We start from the raw sequence: 16875 nt of genomic DNA on the forward strand, positions 1-16875 counted from the left end.
GGCCTCGACGAAGTCGCCCACGAGATGAACACCCGCCCCCGCCAGACACTCGGCTGGGCAACCCCAGCCGAGCGCCTGGACCACCTCATCGCCACCTGACGATTGCACTCACCCCTTGACCCCAAGCCGAGGTCGACGGCAATAACTTCATGATCGACGTAACAGGTGGCAGTGGGTGGGCCGGTCGGTAGGGTGGGCCGGGTGGAGGCGTTTGGGGTACTAGCTGAGCGGGTTGTCGAGGCACTGCTGGAGTCACGGCCGGGGGTTGCCACCGCTGCCGGGGACCACCGGTTCGACGACCGGCTGCCGGACCTGTCCGTCGACGCGCTGGCCGCCGACCGGGCGATGCTCTCCGACGCGGCCAACGCCCTGTCCGAACTGGACCCGGACTCGCTCGACGTGGAAGAGCAGGTCGACCACGCGCTGCTCAGCTCATTCGTGGACCGGGGGCTGTTCGAGCTGACCGAGATCCGGTCGCACGAGTGGGATCCGCTGCGCCACAACCCCGGCGCGCTCCTGCACCCGCTGCTGGCCCGCCCGTACGCCCCGGCGGAGGTGCGGCTGACCCAGCTGGCCGGCCGGCTCGCCGCCGTACCGGACGCCCTCGCCACCGCCCGCGCGACGCTGCGGGACATGCCGCGGATCCACGCGGAGACGGCGGTAGGCCAGTTCGCCGGCACGGCCGCGCTGATCCGCGACGAGCTGCCGCCGCTGCTCGCCCAGGCCCCGAGCGCCCTCGACCGGGTCGAGCCGGCGGCCACGGCGGCGATCGCCGCGCTGGAGGAGTTCGTCGCGTGGCTGCGCGCCGGCCTGGCCGCCGACGCCGGCCCGGGACGGGACCCGCGGCTGGGCCGCCGCCGCTGGGAGGCCCGGCTCTGGCACACCCTCGACACCGAGCTGGGCGCCGCCGAGATCCAGCGCCGCGCCTGGGCCAACCTGGACCGGGTCACCGCGGAGATCCGCGAGGCGGCCGTCGAGCTGGTCGGCGGCCCGGCCGACGACGCGGCCGTCCGCCGCGCGCTGGACGTGCTCGCCGCCGAGCACCCGGACGACGCGACGATCGTCGACCTGGCGGGGGTGACCCTGGACGAGGCGACCGACTTCGTCCGCGCGCACGACCTGGTCACCCTGGTCGACGACCGGTGCGTGATCCAGGAGATGCCGGAGTTCGCCCGGGGTGTCGCGGTGGCCTACTGCGACGCGCCCGGCCCGTTGGAGACGGCGGCCGTGCCCACGTTCTACTGCATCGCGCCCACCCCGTCGGACTGGCCGGTGCAGCGGGTGGAGTCGTTCTACCGCGAGTACAACGACCACATGATCCGCAACCTGACCGTGCACGAGGCGATGCCGGGGCACTTCCTCCAGCTCGCCCACGCCCGCCGCTACGTCGGTGGCACCCGGGTCCGGGCGCTGGCCGAGTCCGGCCCGTTCATCGAGGGCTGGGCGGTCTACACCGAGGAGCTGATGACCGGCCTAGGCTACGGCGGTCTGCCGGTGCGCTTGCAGCAGCTCAAGATGCAGCTCCGGATGACCATCAACGCCCTGCTCGACCAGTTGGTGCACGCCGACGACCTGCCCGAGGCCGAGGCGATGGCGTTGATGACCGGGCGCGGCTTTCAGGAGGAGGGCGAGGCGGCCGGCAAGTGGCGCCGGTCGTTGCTCACCTCCACCCAGCTCTCCACCTACTTCGTCGGGTACAGCGAGATGGCCGAGATCGCCGCCGCCCGCCCGGACGGCGTGTCGGTGCGCGACTGGCACGACGCGATGCTCGCCCACGACTGCCCGCCCCCGCGCCACCTGCGGACCCTGCTCGGGGTCTGAGCAACACCGGCGCCCGCGCCGGTCACCGCGTCCCGCCTCAAGATCGGCGCAACTTCTCGGATGTTGCTGCCTCCAGCGCCCCGGAGGCAGCAACTTCCCCGAACTTATGCGGATCTTGAAAGCTGCGCACCGCGGTCACGATCCGCCTGGGCGGCGGTCCACGACGCCGGCGCCGGCCGGTGGGTCGAACGCGTCCTTGTCCACGGTCTCGGAGTAGCGGCTCAGCGCCAGCTCCATCGGCTTGCCGTCGACCGGTCCGGTGAAGCTGCCCAGCACGCCCTCGGTGGTCACGCAGGCGGTGAAGTCGCCGGACGAGCCCTGCACCTCGACGCAGGCGGCGTGGTGCCCGGCGACGGTGGTGTCGCTCTGCTTGATGACCGCCTGCGGGTCGAGCGCGGCGGAGGTCAGCAGCCCGATCACCACCGGCGGCGTGACCAGACCCTGCTGGTTGGCCTCACCGAAGAGGGTCACTGTGGGTTTGCCACCCGGGGTGGGCGGGGCGACGAGCGTGCACTGCGGGCGGGTGCCGGTCGTCGTACACCGGGTGACGGCCTCGGGGGTGACGGTCAGTCGGCCTCCGGGGTAGGTGTACGCGGAGCGGGCCGGGTCCTGCGCCTGCACGATCGCGGCGCTCTGGCCGCCGGGCAACTGGTAGTCGGCCGAGTAGGTCGACTCCAGCGCGCGGTCGAGGCGGGCGGCGAGGTCGTTGACGAGTTCCGAGCGACTCATGGCGACTCCGGCGTCCTCGAATGTCTGACAGCCGGTGACCGTGAGCGACGCGATGACCGACACGGCAAGCATGCGGAGGGTGGTCGAGGCGGCGGGCATGGCGACCAGCCTGGTGGATCCGGTCCGCGCAGCGCAAACCCGTTGCCGGTTGACGCCCGGAAATCCGGGAATGTCCGTCAGTGCGGGCCGACTCGGGTGCGCGGGCGACGCCGTGCCCGTTCGCGCCGCCCGATACGCTGCGTTCAACACCTGCCTCAGCCGCACCGTCGCGGCCCACCCACGGACCGGATCACAACAACGAGGAGCGACTCAGTGGCAACCATCGAGGGAATCGTCGCCCGGGAGATTCTCGACTCGCGGGGCAACCCGACGGTCGAGGTCGAGGTCGGCCTGGACGACGGCACGGTGGCCCGCGCGGCCGTGCCCTCCGGCGCCTCCACCGGCGCCTTCGAGGCGATCGAGCTGCGCGACGGTGACGCCGACCGCTACCAGGGCAAGGGCGTGGAGAAGGCGGTCTCCAACGTCGAGGACAAGATCGTCGACCAGATCATCGGGTACGAGGCCAGCGAGCAGCGGCTGATCGACCAGAAGATGCTCGACATCGACGGCACCGACAGCAAGTCGGAGCTGGGCGCGAACGCCATCCTCGGGGTTTCCCTCGCGGTGGCGAAGGCCGCTGCCGGCAGCGCCGAGCTGAGCCTCTTCCGTTACCTGGGCGGCCCGAACGCGCACCTCCTGCCGGTGCCGATGATGAACATCCTCAACGGTGGCGCGCACGCCGACTCGAACGTCGACATCCAGGAATTCATGGTCGCCCCGATCGGCGCCCCGACCTTCCGTGAGGCGCTGCGCTCCGGCGCGGAGGTCTACCACGCCCTCAAGTCGGTGCTGAAGAAGAAGGGCCTGTCCACCGGGCTCGGCGACGAGGGCGGCTTCGCCCCGAACCTGCCGACCAACGCGGCGGCCCTGGACCTGATCGCCGAGGCGGTCGAGAAGGCCGGTTACCGGCTGGGCACCGACATCGTGTTCGCGCTCGACGTGGCAGCCACGGAGTTCTTCGACAACGGCACCTACACCTTCGAGGGTTCCGCGAAGTCCGCCGAGGAGATGAGCAACTACTACACCAAGCTGGCCGGTGACTACCCGATCGTGTCGATCGAGGACCCGCTGGCCGAGGACGACTGGAGCGGCTGGCAGACGCTGACCGCCTCGCTCGGCGACCGGGTGCAGATCGTCGGCGACGACCTGTTCGTGACCAACCCGCAGCGCATCGCGCGCGGCATCGCGGAGAAGTCGGCGAACGCGGTCCTGGTCAAGGTCAACCAGATCGGCTCGCTGACCGAGACGCTGGACGCGGTGGACCTGGCCCACCGGGCCGGCTTCAAGTGCATGATGAGCCACCGTTCCGGCGAGACCGAGGACACCACCATCGCCGACCTGGCGGTTGCCACCGGCTGCGGCCAGATCAAGACCGGCGCGCCGGCCCGCTCGGACCGCGTCGCGAAGTACAACCAGCTGCTCCGGATCGAGGAGGAGCTGGCCGACGCGGCGCGCTACGCCGGCGCCGGCGCGTTCCCGCGCTACCGTTCGGCCTGAGACGCGCGAAGCCTCGGGGGAGGGGTGTGACGATGCAGCAGCGCCGCACACCGGGTGGTCAGCGTCCCGCCCGCCGACCGGGTCAGTCCGGTCGGCCGGGTGGTGGCCGCGCCACGCGGGGATCGGTCCGGGAGGCCGGCGTACGCGCCGACCCCCGCGCCGCTGGTCGGGCGCCGGGTGCTGCCCGGGGCACCGAGGGCGTTCGCTCGGCGAATCGTCCGGCCGCAGCTCGGCGTACCGCCGCCGGCGCAGGCGTGAAGCGGCTCGCCGCGCCCCACCCTCGTCGCTTCACCGGCCGGGCCACAGTGCTGTTCGCGGTCCTGATCGCGCTCGCGCTGGCCTACACGTACCCGGTCCGGGTCTACCTGGACCAGCAGGCCGACATCGAGCGGATGGAGGCGGCCCAGGCGGTGCAGGCGGCGGAGATCGCCAAGCTCGAGGCCGAGGCTGCCAACTGGAACGACGACGAGTACATCAAGACGCAGGCTCGGGAGCGGTTCTTCATGGGCGAGCCGGGCGAGAAGATGATGGTGGTGCTGCACGACCCGGAGGGCGCCGCCCGGGACGCCGGGAAGTCGGCCGGTTCGGGCGCCCCGGCGGGGCCGTCGACCTGGTACGACACGCTCTGGTCGAGCGTGCAGGCAGCCGACAGCCAGCAGCCGGGCAAGTGATCCACCGATCGACGCACCAGGAGAGACCGTGACTGTCGTACCACCGTCGGAGCCGGCGGCGGATTCCGTACCTCTGCCGCAGCGGGAGCCGGCCACGGAGGCCGACCTGGCCGCGGTGGCCGCGCAGCTCGGCCGGACGCCCCGGGGCACCCGGGCGGTCGCCCACCGATGCCCGTGCGGCCTCCCGGACGTGGTGGAGACGACCCCCCGCCTCGCCGACGGCACCCCGTTTCCGACGCTTTTCTACCTGACCTGCCCCCGGGCCACCGCGGCGTGCAGCCGGCTGGAGTCGGCGGGGCTGATGAAGGAGATGGCGGACCGGCTGACGACGGACCCAGAGCTGGCCGCGCACTACCGTGCCGCGCACGAGGACTACCTCGCCCGCCGGGAGGCGGTCGGTGAGGTGCCGGAGATCGCCGGAATCTCGGCCGGCGGGATGCCGGGCCGGGTGAAGTGCCTGCACGTGCACCTGGGGCACGCCCTGGGCGCCGGCCCGGGCGTGAACCCGTTCGGCGACGAGACGTTGGCGCTGGTCGAGCCGTGGTGGTCGGCCGGTCCGTGCGTGGACGTCCCGGCGGGCGAATGAACGCGCCGGCCGAGTCCTCGGCGTCCGAGAGTCAGATCGTGGTGCGGCGGGCCCGCACCGGGGACGTACGGGGCATCCGGCGGCTGGTGGACACCTACACCGACGACCGTCGGCTGCTGAGCAAGGCCACCGTCACCCTCTATGAGGACGTGCAGGAGTTCCGGGTGGCGGTCCGCGCCGACGACGGCGTCGTGGTGGGCTGCGGCGCGCTGCACGTGATGTGGGAGGACCTGGCCGAGATCCGCACGGTCGCTGTGGACCCGTCCTGCCGGGGCCAGCGGATCGGGCACCGGCTGGTGGGGGAGCTGATCGACGCGGCCCGGGAGCTGGGCGTGGCCCGGATCTTCGCGCTCACCTTCGAGACGCGGTTCTTCGGCGCGTTCGGCTTCCAGGAGATCGACGGCGCACCGGTGCCTCGCCAGGTGTACGAGCAGTTGCTGCGCTCGTACGACGAGGGTGTGGCGCAGTTCCTGGACCTGGAGCGGGTCAAGCCGAACACGCTGGGCAACACCCGGATGCTGCTGCGCCTGTAGGTCAGGCCTTACGGGGGTGCGTCGCGAAGAACTCCCACATCAGGTCGGTGGCCGACAGCCCGGCGGAGGACGCGGCGAGCTGACCGGCTGTCGCCCCCGGCCAACTGTGGCCCATCTCGGGCAGGGTCCAGACGCTGACCTCGCTGCCGTCCGCGCAGCTCGCCACCGTGTGCGTCACACCCGGCACCCCGGCCGCCTTCGGGCTCGGCCGGCAGGAGAGCCGCTGCTGCCAGGTCTGCATGCCGGTCTGGAAGGTCGACGCGTACCGGTCCTGGCCGCCGATGAAGGTGATCACGGAGACGGGGCTCTTCGGAACGTAGCTGTCGGCCGTGGTCAGCTTCCCGCTGTAACCGCCGCTGACCACCCCGATCGCGGCGTACGTGCCGGTGCTCTCCACCGCCGCCCGGAAGCTCATGTCGCCGCCGTTGGAGATGCCGGTGAGGAAGACCTGGTTCGGGTCCGCGTGCCAGGTCTGCACCAGGTGACCGGTGAGAGCGGTGAGGAACCCGACGTCGTCCTGGTTGCCGCAGCAGACCAGCGCGTTGAAGCCTCCGCCCACGCCGTCGGGGTACGCGACCAGCACGTTGTCCTTGTCAGCCTTGGCCTCCAGGCCCGCCAGCTCCCTCATCGCAGAGCCGGTCCCGGGATAGAAGTGCAGCGCGATGACCAGCGCGGACGGCCTGCCCGGGTCGTAGCCGGGCGGGGCGTGCAGCAGGTAGGTGCGCTCGACCCCGTTGTGCGTCAGGGTGAGCTCGTGGTCGCCCGCCGCCGGGCGTTCGGTCGACGCGGAGGGAGCGGCGGTCGGGGCCGACGAGGGTTGCCCCCGCTCACCACAAGCCGCGGCCACGACCATGAGGCAGAGCCCCGTCAACACTGCCACCGTCCGCCGCACGCCGGCCACCCCCCGTCGACCCCGCCGTCCACCCTGGAGGGCGTCGGATTGTGGATCAACCCTTTCGGTCCTGGGCGAAGGACGGCAGGCTGTTTCCCATGCTTCGCCTCCATCTCGGGCCGGCGGATCTCTGCCGGGTGCGGTTCGGTGCCCGGCTGCACCCGGTCGGCACCGCGCTGCTGGCCGGCCAGTGGCTGCGGGATCCGACAGTGGCGGCGATGGCGCCGATGCTGGCCGAGCGGGCGGCAGCGCTGGAGAGCACAGGAGCCGCCCAGGCCGCCACCGCGGTTCTGCGGCACCTGCTGCCGGCACGGGGGCGCCTGCCGGACTTCGTCACCCCCTTCGCCGGTGTGGAGTCGGTCGCCGCCGGTCTGGAGGCGATTCAGGCGACCCCGGCACGACGGGTACGCGCCGAGGTCGGCGCGGCGTACGCGGACGTGGCCGCCACCCCGCTGCGGCGGCGGTTCGCCGCAGCCGACCCGGAGATGCTCGACCTGTTCGGCGGGGCCGTCCGCACCTGGTTCGACGCCGTCCTCGCGCCGCACTGGCCCGATCTGGTGTCCGCGTACCGCCAGCAGGTGACCTGCGCCAGTCAACGGCTGGCGCAGCACGGCCTGGCCAGCCTCTTCGCGGGCCTGCACCCGGCCATCCGGTGGCGGGAGCCGGTGCTGGAGGTGCGGACGTGGTGGGACGGCGAACTGCCCGGCACCGGCCACGGGCTCATCCTGCTGCCCTCCCCGCTGGCCGGCCCCCGGCCCCGGGTGCTGGTCGAGCCGGATCGCCCGATCCTGCTCGTCTACCCGGCGCTGATGCCTCCGCGCGGGGCCACCGCCGAGGGTGATCCTCTCGGCCGGTTGCTCGGCGCCACCCGGGCGCTGGTCCTGCGCCAACTCGCGGCCGACGGCGGGATGACCACCACGGTGCTGGCGCGGGCCGTCGGGATCAGCCTCTCTTCGGCCTCGGAGCACGCCACCGCGCTGAGGGCCACCGGCCTGGTGGCCAGCGAGCGGGACGGCGGGTCCGTGCGACACCACCTGACGGCGCTCGGCGCGAACCTGCTGCGGGGCCTGCCGGGCGACTCGTGCGAGGCGGGTCCGTCGGCCGCCCAGGCAGCCGGGTGGCCGCCCGCCCTGCCGTAAGGTTGCTGCCGTGACGACGCGAGTGGCGGCCATCGACTGCGGGACCAACTCGATCCGACTGCTGGTCGCCGACCTGCCCGGGGAGTCGGCCGGGCCGCAGGCGCCGCTGGTCGACCTGACCCGCCGGATGGAGATCGTCCGGCTCGGCCAGGGTGTGGACCGCACCGGTCGGCTGGCACCGGAGGCGATCGAACGGACCCGGGTGGCGCTCGCGTCGTACGCCGCCGACATCGAGAAGTTGGGCGCCGAGCGGGTCCGCATGTGTGCCACCTCCGCCTCCCGCGACGCCGCCAACGCCGCCGACTTCACCGAGATGGTGCAGCGCACCCTCGGCGTCGCGCCCGAGGTGGTCACCGGCGACGAGGAGGCCCGACTGTCGTTCACCGGCGCGGTGCGCGGGCTCCCGGCCGACGCGAAGGCGCCGTTCCTGGTCGTCGACATCGGCGGAGGCTCCACCGAGTTCGTGGTCGGTGACCGGGCCGCCGGCGTGCGCGCGGCCATCTCGGTGGACATCGGCTGCGTCCGGATGACCGAGCGGCACCTGCCCGGTGACCCGCCGACGTCCGAGCAGGTCGCGGCCGCGCAGGCCGACATCGCGGCCGCCGTCGACCGGGCGCTCGCCGTGGTGCCCGGCCGCGAGGCGGCAACCCTGGTCGGTCTCGCCGGGTCGGTCACCACAGTCGTCGCCCTCGCGCAGGGCCTGCGGGAGTACGACCCGGAGCGCATCCACCACGCCCGGGTGTCGTACGAGGCGGTCGCCCAGGTGACCGCGGACCTGCTGAGTCAGACCCGTGAGCAGCGGTTGGCGAACCCGGTGATGCACCCGGGCCGGGCCGACGTGATCGGCGCCGGCGCGCTGGTGCTTCGCGTGATCATGGAGCGGGCCGGGATGCCGTCGGTGGTCGCCTCCGAGCACGACATCCTCGACGGCATCGCCTGGAGCCTGGCCACCTGATCGACTCGGTTTCCTGAAAGTCGCGGTGTCCCAGCAGGGCGGATACCCCGATTTCCAGGAAGTCCAGTCGATCAAGGTTTCGGTAGGGCCGCGCCCCCTCGCCTGCGTGTCGGGGCGGAATCGTTGACGCTACTGCGCATTGCGCACTAGTGTGCAATGCGTGGACACCACACAGTTGCTGAAGGGCGTGCTCGATCTGGCCGTCCTGGCCGTGCTCCGAGAGGAGGACGGCTACGGTTACGACATCCTGCGCCGGTTGCGCGAGGCCGGCCTGGAGGAGGTCGGCGACGCCTCGGTCTACGGGACGCTGCGCCGCCTCTTCGCCGCCGGCCTGCTCACCACGTACGTCGTGCCGAGCGAATCCGGGCCGCACCGCAAGTACTACTCACTCAACGCCGCGGGGCGTGACCAGTTGACCCGCTCCGGCAAGCTCTGGCGCTCGTTCGCCACCACCATGGACAGTCTGCTCGACGATCGGGGGCTGGCGGCATGACCGTCACGGAGCAGGAGATCACCGACTACGTGGCGCGGGTCCGGGCCGCTCTGGCCGACCTGCCAAGCACCCAACGCGACGAGCTGACCGAGGATCTCGCCGACCACCTCACCGAGGTCGCGGCCGAGGCCGAGGGCACTCTCGTCGAGCGGCTGGGCGAGCCCGAGACGTACGCTGCCGAGCTGCGCGCCGCGGCCGGCGCCGCCGCCGGGGGAGGTGGGCGGAATCTCGACCAGCGGGTCGCCGCCGCGCTGGTCGGGGTCCGCAGCCGCCTGCGCACTGTCGACACCCGACTGGGCCCACCCCTGGGGTACGACACGGCGAGCGACTTCCTCCGGTTGTTGCGCCCGGGCTGGTGGGTGCTGCGTGGCTACCTGGCGGCGATGCTGGTCACGGTCATCTCCACCGGCGGCAACTATTACAACCTGTTGCCCCGGTTCGGTGGAGAGCTGCTCGCCGGCCTGATCATGCTGGTCGGCTTCGTGCTCGCCTCCATCTGGATTGGCCGCCAGTCCGCCCGGCTGACCCGCTGGCCACGTTCGGCGGTGCAGGTGGGCAGCGCGGTGCTGGTGGTCTTCGCGTTGGCCGCACTGGTCAACACCGAGGACCGGCTCGGCCGTGACTACTACTACGACCAGACCTCGGTCGACAGCCAGTACGGCCAGATCCGGGACGTCTTCGTCTACGACAGCGAGGGCCGGCTGGTGGAGAACGCCCGGCTCTTCGACCAGAACGGCAATCCGATCCGGCTGGGCTACCCGGACTGCGGTGGCCGCATCGACGAGTACGGCAACCCGCTGCTGCGGCCGTACCCGTACTGCCCGGAGCAGGCGCCGTTCGGCCCCCGGGCCCCGGGTGCGCCCCTCGCTCCCACGCCGCCCGCGACCACGCCGGACCCGAGCAGCACGCCGGACCCGAGCAGCACACCCGGTCCGACCGGGACGCCGACGGCGACCGGGACGCCCACCGGCCAGCCCACGGCCGGCAGCACCGTGACGCCGAGCGACGCACCGACTCCGACTCCGACGAGCTGAGTCGCGGTGTGAACTGGATCATGCTGCTGAAGCTGGGAAATAACTGAACGGACGAGGCGAGCGGGACGGCACCGGAAATCAATGATCGTTACGGTGTCGTCTGCTCATCAACCCCTCGGAAGGACCCCCCGTGCCAGACCAGGTCGCACCGCCCTCCGCGCCCGACGCCGCAGCACCCCAGCCGGCCGTCGAGGCGCCGCAGCCGACGCCGGCCCAGCCGCAGGCGGCCACGTCGGATGCGGCCGAGCCGCTGGCGGCGAAGCCGGGAACGGCCGACCCACAGACCGCCAAGCCGGAGGCGGCCGAGCCGCAGGCGGCCACGTCGGGTGCGGCGGACCCGCAGGCCGCCAAGCCGGAGGCGGCGGACCCGCAGGCGGCCACGTCGGGTGCCGCCGACCCGCAGGCGGCCACGTCGGATGCGGCCGTGCCGCCCGCGACCGCCACGGCGACGGCCGAGCCAGAGGCGAAGAAGTCCGGTACGAAGAAGGCTCTGGGCATCGTCGGCGCGATCCTCGCGATCGTCGTCGTCGCTGGCCTGAAGTTCGGCCTCGTCTCGGCGATCGGCGGCTTCTTCAACAAGGACGAGACCGCCGACGCCAAGGCCGGCGACTGCATCGCCGAGCTGCCGGAGGTCACGGGGACCGGGCAGGAGAAGGTCGACGGCGCCAAGGTCGTCGAGTGCACCTCGACCGACGCGGCGTACACCGTGGTTGGTCGGGTGAACGGCCAGAGCGAGGCGCAGGCCAAGGCCGGCACCGCCTGCGACTCGTTCTTCCAGAACGACGAAGAGGGCTACATCTTCTCCAGCGTCGAGCCGGGCAAGTCGGGCTACGTGCTCTGTCTGACCAAGAAGGCCTGACCGGCGCGCCAGGCCAGCATCGACGGCGGCGGGAGCAGACCCCGCCGCCGTCGGCGTACCCGCAGTCACCGGCCGGCGAACAGGAGGTGAATGCCACTGTTCCGGCGTCTTCCGGACGGCCGCGTGGCGTGGCAGGCTACCGGCACGTAGGACCACTGGGCGACCAGCCAACGATGACTGACCGCTAGGAGGACGGCCCATGGGCGAAATGGTGAGCTACCGCAGCAACGGGGGCATGAGCGAGGGGTATCTCGCGATACCCGCCAGCGGCATGGCCAGCCCCGCCGTCATCGTCATCCAGGAGTGGTGGGGCCTCGTCCCGCACATCCGGTCGGTGGCGGACCGGTTCGCCGAGGCTGGTTTCGTCGCCCTCGCGCCCGACTTCTACCACGGTGAGACGACCAGCGAGCCGGACGAGGCGCAGCGGCTGCTGATGGCGATGCGGATGGACGAGGCGGCGAAGGACATCGCCGGTGCGGCCGACTATCTCGCGGAGCGTCCGGAGGTGACCGGTAAGGTCGGTGCCGTGGGCTTCTGCGCCGGTGGCAGCCTCGCCCTCTGGTCAGCCACCATCTCCGAGCGGATCGTCGCGACCGCCGGCTTCTATCCCGTGCTGCCGTGGGAGTCGATGCGCCCCGACTGGGCCGACTATGCCGGCAAGGCCGCGGTCATCCACTGCTCCGAAGAGGACGGCACCTCGGCCGCCGAGGGCGTACAGACCGCCCGTCGGGCCATCGAAGAGGCCGGCGGTGACTGCCACCTCTACGACTACCCGGGCACCTCGCACGCCTTCTTCAACGACGACCGGCCGGAGGCGTTCGACCAGCGCGCCGCGTCCAGCGCCTGGGCTCGCACCCTGGAACTCTTCCGGGCCAAGCTTGGCTGAGTCGCGTACCCCCGAGGAGGTGGTCGCCCGCGCAGCGCGGGCGCCCGACCTGGCGGACCTCGACGCGGGTGTCAGCGACTGTTTTGCCTGCCCCCGGCTGGTCCGGTGGCGGGAGGAGGTGGCCCGCACCCGCCGGGCCGCCTTCCGCGACCAGGAATACTGGGGCCGGCCGGTGCCGGGTTTCGGCACCGCCGACGCGCGGATCGCCATCCTCGGGCTGGCGCCCGCCGCGCACGGCGGCAACCGCACCGGCCGGATCTTCACCGGTGACCGGTCCGGCGACGTGCTGTTCGCCGCGCTGCACCGGGCCGGGCTGGCCAACCAGCCGACCAGCGTCGCCGCCGACGACGGGCTCGCCCTGCGGGACATCCGGATCTTCTCGGCCGTCCGATGTGCGCCGCCGGACAACAAGCCGACGCCGCAGGAGCGGGACACCTGCGCACCCTGGCTGCACCGGGAGGTCACGCTCATCCGGCCCACGCTGCGCGTCGTGGTCGCGCTCGGCGCGTTCGCCTGGGCCGCGTGGTGGCCGGTGCTCCGTCAGGTGTACGGGCTGCGCCCGCCCAGCCCGCGACCGGCGTTCGGTCATGGGGCACACTGGTCCGGCACGGACGCGCCGGACCTGTTGGGCTGCTACCACGTCAGCCAGCAGAACACCTTCACCGGGCGGCTGACACCAGAGATGCTGGACGATGTCTTCGGCCAGGCTAAACAGCTGGCCGGGGTGGACTGAGACGCGTGGGGCGGTGGCGATGACAGACGGAACACGCCCGCCCACGCCGTCCCCTGCCGCCGAGCAGGGGGTGTTGCGCCCGGCCCTCGGGTTGCTTCGTCGGTGGTGGCCGGTCGGCGCGGTCGCCGCGTTGCTCGTCGGTGCGGCGCTGGCGTCCGCCAACTCGTCGATCGGGGCCAGTCGGATCCCGCCAGCTGCGGAGAACGTCCCCTGGGTGCCCGAGTACCCGACCGCCGAGCCGCCGCCGTCGATTCCGGTCGAGCCGCGCGACGCCGGTGAGGCCACCCAGGCGCACATACCGCAGTGGATCGCCACCGTGGCGATGGTCCTGCTCGGGCTCGCCATCTTCGCCGCCCTCGGTTACCTGACCTGGATCCTGATCCGAGGTGCGTTGCGCCGCACCACCCGGAATCTGCCCACGCAGCGGGCCCGGCGTAGCGCCGAGGGCACCGCCCGGGAGGTGGTCGCGGCCCTCGACGCCGGCCTGGTGGAACTCGACGACCGGGACACCGACCCCCGGGTGGCGGTGATCGCCTGCTGGGTACGCCTGGAGGAGACCGCCGCTGCGGCCGGTGTGCCACGGCTCGCCGGGGACACCCCCACCGACCTGGTCAGCCGGCTGCTGCACGGTGACCCGGCGGCCGGCGTGCCGGCGATCGTCAGCACCGATGTGCTGAACGAGTTCGCACACGTCTACCGGGAGGCCCGGTACGCGACCCGCCCGGTCGACGAACGCACCCGCGACCAGGCGCGCGCCGCGCTGCGCCGACTGCGCGGCGAACTCACCGCGGTGGTGACCCCGTGAGCGCGAGGAGTGAGCCGGGTCTGCGAGCCCCGCAGTCGCGAACCAGAGGTGCAGCGCATGAGTAGCACCAGCATCGACGACCTGCTCGCGTTCGAGGAGGAGGCGGCGCCGGCGGGCCCCCAGGCGCGCCGTTCCCGGATCCGCCCGGTGCTGCGCTCGCTCGCGTGGGCCGCCGCGGTGGTCGCGGTGCTGCTCGTCGGCCTGCGCGCTGTCGGCCTCCAGGTCTCGCTGCCCGTGCTGATCGCCGGGGTGCTGGCCGTGCTGGCCGTCCGCCGGGTCACCGCCCTGCTCGCGCCGCCACCTCCGCCGCCAGCCGCTTCCCGGAACGTCTCGGGTGAGGAGGACGGCAGTTACAACTGGGGTGCCCGGGACGCGCTGCGCAGCGCGATCAATCGCTGGGAATGGCCGTTGGACTGGTCCAACACCCGACCCGAACGTTTCAGCGGGGTGGTCCTGCCCCGCATCGGTGAACTGGCCGACGAGCGGATGCGCCTGAAGCACGGCGTCACCCGCGAGTCGGATCCGGCCCGCGCCCGCGCCCTGCTGGGCGACCGGCTCTGGACGTTCCTGGAGACCCCGCCTCGCCGCACCCCGTCGCCGCGCGACCTCGCGGTGATCGTCGCCGAACTGGAGAAGATCTGATGAACGACGTGGACCGGACCATTGCCCCCGCCGAGGTCGGCCATCTGGCTCGGGCGGTCCTGGACGCGGTCGGCACCGTCGTGGTCGGTAAGCGGGACGCGTTGGAGCTGGTCCTCGCCGGCATCCTCGCGGGCGGGCACGTGCTCCTGGAAGACCTGCCGGGGCTGGGCAAGACGCTGACCGCGCGCTCGTTCGCCCAGGCGCTCGGGTTGGACTTCCGCCGGTTGCAGTTCACCCCCGACCTGCTGCCCGCCGACGTCACCGGCTCGTTCCTGTACGACCAGCGCAACGGGGACTTCACCTTCCGGGCCGGCCCGGTCTTCACCAACCTGCTCCTCGCCGACGAGATCAACCGGACGCCGCCGAAGACGCAGTCCGCGCTGCTGGAGGCGATGCAGGAGAAGCAGGTCTCGGTGGAGGGTGTGACCTACAAGCTGGACGAACCGTTCCACGTGCTGGCCACTGCGAACCCGATCGAGTACGAGGGCACGTACCCGCTGCCTGAGGCCCAGCTCGACCGGTTCCTGCTGCGGGTCTCCTTCGGGTACCCGCAGCACGAAGAGGAGTGGGAGGTGCTGCGCCGTCGGATGAGCCGTCGCCGCGAGGAGGCGGACATCAAGGCGGTCGTCGACGCGGCAACGCTGCGGGCCATGCAGGCCGCCCTGGAGGACGTGGTGGTGGAGGACTCCATCGGCCACTACATCGTGTCCCTCACCGCGGCGACCCGGGAGCACCCGTCGGTGCTGGTCGGCGCCTCGCCTCGCGGATCGTTGGCGCTGCTGCTGCTGGCCCGGGTGCGCGCGGTGTTCGGCGGACGCGACTACGTGGTGCCGGAGGACGTCAAGGATGTCGCGGCACCTGCCCTGGCCCACCGGATCACCCTGCGCCCGGAGATGTGGTTGCGCCGGGTCGACCCGGCGTTCGTGGTCGGCGAGGTGCTGGAAGCGACCCCCGCCCCGGCCAGCGGCGCCCTGCCCAGCTACGCCGCCGGCGGGCCCCGGAACTGATGACCGGACCGACCGTGCCGAGATCCACCGAGCCGGAACCGGCTGCCGGCTGGGCACCCACCCCGGCGCTCGGCCGGGCGGTCCTGCTCGCCGGCCTGCTGCTGGTGGCGGGGGTGCTGCTGGGGCGGGTCGACCTGATCGTGCTGGCTGCCCCGTTCGCGCTGGGCACCGCGTACGCGCTGCGCCGACGCCCCACGGCGCTGCCGCAGGTGTGGATCACCCCGGGCGACGACGGGCCGCTGGTCGAGGGTGGCGACGTGACGGCGGCGGTGAGCGTCGGCAACCCGGACACTGTCGACTACGACCTGGTCGTGCTGCGTACCCGCGTGTCGCCGTGGCTGCGGATCTTCCGGGCCGGTTTCGCCCGGGACGGGGTCGCCGCCGACGTGCCACCCGCGGCGACGACGCCGACCGGCAGCCAGGGTCCGGCCAGCGGCGCGAGTCGTTCCGCCGCCGATCGGCCGTTCGTGACGTCGGTGCCCACCGGGTCGGCGGTGGACCTGGAACTGGTCGGCCGTGCGCTGCGGTGGGGCCGGCATCCGGTCGGCCCGGCCGGTGCCAGGGTCGCGACGGCGGGCGGGCTGCTGGTCTCCCGCGCGGTGATCATCGAGCCGGTCCGCGTGCGGGTGTACCCGCGTACCGAACCGTTCGAGGCGGTGGAGGCGATGCCCCGCGCCGCCGGCCTGGTCGGGGCGCACCACTCACGGCGGCCCGGTGAGGGTGGCGAGCTGGCGGGCGTACGCAGATTCGGTCCCGGGGACCGGCTGCGCCGTATCGACTGGCGGGTGTCGTTGCGGGCCCGGCAGTTGCACGTGGCGGCCACCCTCTCCGACCGTGACGCGGAGGTGGTGGTGCTGCTCGACGTGCTCGCCGAGGCCGGCCGTTCCGGTGGCGTGGACGGCGCCGCCTCGGTGCTGGACACCACCGTCCGGGCCACCGCCGCGATCGCCGAGCACTACCTGCACCGTGGCGACAGGGTCTCCCTGCTGGAGTACGGCCCGTCAGCCCGTCGGCTGCGACCGGCGGCCGGGCGACGGCAGTACCTGACCGTCCTGGAGTGGCTGCTCGACGTACGCGCGACGTCGTCCTCCCATGAGCCGTACGACCAGGTGTTCGGCCCGCAACTGCTCTCCTCGGACGCGTTGGTGGTGGTGCTCACTCCGCTGCTGGACGAACGGTCGGCGCAGATGCTCGCCCGGCTGACTCGGGCCGGCCGGTTCGTGGTGGCTGTCGACACGTTGCCGACCGACCTGTCGTCACCGAAGGACCGGGGCTGGGCCGAGGTGGCGTACCGGCTGTGGCGTCTGGACCGGGAGATCATGATCGGGCAGCTCCGGGAGCACGGCGTCCCCGTGGTGCGCTGGGCCGGCGCCGGCAGCCTGGACCAGGTGCTGCGGGACGTGGCCCGGCTGGCGACGGCCCCAAGGGTGGGTGGCCGGTGAGCGCGAGGAGTGAGCTTGCGAGCCCCGCGGTCGCGAGCGAGCGGAGGCGCAG

At 72.6% G+C, this 16875-nt stretch carries 18 protein-coding genes; 16 read left to right on the plus strand and 2 right to left on the minus strand.

Annotated elements, in window-relative coordinates:
• The first annotated feature begins 201 nt into the window (after positions 1-201).
• Positions 202-1821 (plus strand): DUF885 domain-containing protein, encoded by a 1620-nt coding sequence (locus tag KBX34_RS00005; RefSeq protein ID WP_210922531.1) that lies wholly within the window; start codon positions 202-204, stop codon positions 1819-1821.
• Positions 1822-1956: 135 nt separating this feature from the next.
• Here the strand turns inward: KBX34_RS00005 and KBX34_RS00010 are convergent, their stop codons facing one another.
• Positions 1957-2649 carry a hypothetical protein gene (locus KBX34_RS00010; RefSeq protein WP_210922533.1) on the minus strand — a complete coding sequence of 231 codons (693 nt, stop codon included), beginning with the start codon at positions 2647-2649 and terminating at the stop codon, positions 1957-1959.
• A 213-nt stretch (positions 2650-2862) separates the two neighbouring features.
• On the opposite strand from KBX34_RS00010, the gene eno reads away from it, so the two are divergent.
• Genes eno through KBX34_RS00030 form a run of 4 tightly spaced genes read left to right on the plus strand, consistent with a single transcriptional unit; the run spans position 2863 to position 5936 of the window.
• On the plus strand, positions 2863-4146 hold the full coding sequence (gene eno / locus KBX34_RS00015) for a phosphopyruvate hydratase (protein WP_210793240.1): 1284 nt from the start codon (positions 2863-2865) through the stop codon (positions 4144-4146).
• A gap of 32 nt (positions 4147-4178) precedes the next feature.
• Positions 4179-4817, plus strand: a complete 639-nt coding sequence (locus KBX34_RS00020; RefSeq protein WP_210922535.1) for a septum formation initiator family protein — start codon at positions 4179-4181, stop codon at positions 4815-4817.
• 28 nt (positions 4818-4845) lie between these two features.
• The gene (locus KBX34_RS00025; protein WP_088946235.1) at positions 4846-5403 is read left to right on the plus strand and encodes a DUF501 domain-containing protein; all 558 of its coding nucleotides are present in this window, start codon (positions 4846-4848) and stop codon (positions 5401-5403) included.
• A complete protein-coding gene (locus KBX34_RS00030; protein ID WP_088946236.1) occupies positions 5400-5936 on the plus strand; it encodes an amino-acid N-acetyltransferase in 537 nt (178 codons plus the stop codon). The genes KBX34_RS00025 and KBX34_RS00030 overlap by 4 nt, the downstream gene beginning before the upstream one ends.
• A gap of 1 nt (position 5937) precedes the next feature.
• Here KBX34_RS00030 and KBX34_RS00035 read toward each other — a convergent pair whose 3' ends face one another.
• The gene (locus tag KBX34_RS00035; RefSeq protein ID WP_247671272.1) at positions 5938-6807 is read right to left on the minus strand and encodes a PHB depolymerase family esterase; all 870 of its coding nucleotides are present in this window, start codon (positions 6805-6807) and stop codon (positions 5938-5940) included.
• A gap of 119 nt (positions 6808-6926) precedes the next feature.
• Here KBX34_RS00035 and KBX34_RS00040 point away from each other — a divergent pair, with 119 nt between their 5' ends.
• The 11 genes from KBX34_RS00040 (at position 6927) to KBX34_RS00090 (ending at position 16823) form a co-directional block, all read left to right on the plus strand.
• Positions 6927-7967 (plus strand): helix-turn-helix transcriptional regulator, encoded by a 1041-nt coding sequence (locus KBX34_RS00040; protein WP_210922537.1) that lies wholly within the window; start codon positions 6927-6929, stop codon positions 7965-7967.
• Between the two features lie 22 nt (positions 7968-7989).
• Positions 7990-8922, plus strand: a complete 933-nt coding sequence (locus KBX34_RS00045; RefSeq protein ID WP_210922759.1) for a Ppx/GppA phosphatase family protein — start codon at positions 7990-7992, stop codon at positions 8920-8922.
• Positions 8923-9082: 160 nt separating this feature from the next.
• The gene (locus KBX34_RS00050; RefSeq protein ID WP_109820301.1) at positions 9083-9415 is read left to right on the plus strand and encodes a PadR family transcriptional regulator; all 333 of its coding nucleotides are present in this window, start codon (positions 9083-9085) and stop codon (positions 9413-9415) included.
• Positions 9412-10449, plus strand: coding sequence for a hypothetical protein (locus KBX34_RS00055; RefSeq protein WP_210922540.1), 1038 nt, complete (start codon positions 9412-9414; stop codon positions 10447-10449). The genes KBX34_RS00050 and KBX34_RS00055 overlap by 4 nt, the downstream gene beginning before the upstream one ends.
• A 130-nt stretch (positions 10450-10579) precedes the next feature.
• On the plus strand, positions 10580-11308 hold the full coding sequence (locus KBX34_RS00060; protein ID WP_307871283.1) for a hypothetical protein: 729 nt from the start codon (positions 10580-10582) through the stop codon (positions 11306-11308).
• A gap of 199 nt (positions 11309-11507) precedes the next feature.
• A complete protein-coding gene (locus KBX34_RS00065; RefSeq protein WP_179782177.1) occupies positions 11508-12194 on the plus strand; it encodes a dienelactone hydrolase family protein in 687 nt (228 codons plus the stop codon).
• A gap of 19 nt (positions 12195-12213) precedes the next feature.
• Positions 12214-12927, plus strand: a complete 714-nt coding sequence (locus tag KBX34_RS00070; RefSeq protein WP_210922542.1) for a uracil-DNA glycosylase — start codon at positions 12214-12216, stop codon at positions 12925-12927.
• Positions 12928-12946: 19 nt separating this feature from the next.
• On the plus strand, positions 12947-13732 hold the full coding sequence (locus tag KBX34_RS00075) for a DUF4129 domain-containing protein (RefSeq protein WP_088946243.1): 786 nt from the start codon (positions 12947-12949) through the stop codon (positions 13730-13732).
• Between the two features lie 57 nt (positions 13733-13789).
• Positions 13790-14374, plus strand: a complete 585-nt coding sequence (locus tag KBX34_RS00080; RefSeq protein ID WP_210922544.1) for a hypothetical protein — start codon at positions 13790-13792, stop codon at positions 14372-14374.
• Positions 14374-15381 carry a MoxR family ATPase gene (locus KBX34_RS00085; RefSeq protein ID WP_088946245.1) on the plus strand — a complete coding sequence of 336 codons (1008 nt, stop codon included), beginning with the start codon at positions 14374-14376 and terminating at the stop codon, positions 15379-15381. The genes KBX34_RS00080 and KBX34_RS00085 overlap by 1 nt, the downstream gene beginning before the upstream one ends.
• Complete coding sequence (locus tag KBX34_RS00090) at positions 15381-16823, plus strand: DUF58 domain-containing protein (RefSeq protein WP_210922546.1); 1443 nt, start codon at positions 15381-15383, stop codon at positions 16821-16823. The genes KBX34_RS00085 and KBX34_RS00090 overlap by 1 nt, the downstream gene beginning before the upstream one ends.
• Positions 16824-16875: the final 52 nt, after the last annotated feature.

It is taken from the genome of Micromonospora sp. M61, assembly GCF_018070245.1.
Lineage (GTDB): Bacteria > Actinomycetota > Actinomycetes > Mycobacteriales > Micromonosporaceae > Micromonospora > Micromonospora zamorensis.

Coding starts and splice junctions, on each gene's coding strand:
- KBX34_RS00090 (WP_210922546.1), top strand. CDS start 15,381: ATGACCGGACCGACCGTGCCGAGATCCACCGAGCCGGAACCGGCTGCC.
- KBX34_RS00085 (WP_088946245.1), top strand. CDS start 14,374: ATGAACGACGTGGACCGGACCATTGCCCCCGCCGAGGTCGGCCATCTG.
- KBX34_RS00065 (WP_179782177.1), top strand. CDS start 11,508: ATGGGCGAAATGGTGAGCTACCGCAGCAACGGGGGCATGAGCGAGGGG.
- KBX34_RS00020 (WP_210922535.1), top strand. CDS start 4,179: ATGCAGCAGCGCCGCACACCGGGTGGTCAGCGTCCCGCCCGCCGACCG.
- KBX34_RS00055 (WP_210922540.1), top strand. CDS start 9,412: ATGACCGTCACGGAGCAGGAGATCACCGACTACGTGGCGCGGGTCCGG.
- KBX34_RS00040 (WP_210922537.1), top strand. CDS start 6,927: ATGCTTCGCCTCCATCTCGGGCCGGCGGATCTCTGCCGGGTGCGGTTC.
- KBX34_RS00010 (WP_210922533.1), bottom strand. CDS start 2,649: ATGCCCGCCGCCTCGACCACCCTCCGCATGCTTGCCGTGTCGGTCATC.
- KBX34_RS00080 (WP_210922544.1), top strand. CDS start 13,790: ATGAGTAGCACCAGCATCGACGACCTGCTCGCGTTCGAGGAGGAGGCG.
- KBX34_RS00075 (WP_088946243.1), top strand. CDS start 12,947: ATGACAGACGGAACACGCCCGCCCACGCCGTCCCCTGCCGCCGAGCAG.
- KBX34_RS00030 (WP_088946236.1), top strand. CDS start 5,400: ATGAACGCGCCGGCCGAGTCCTCGGCGTCCGAGAGTCAGATCGTGGTG.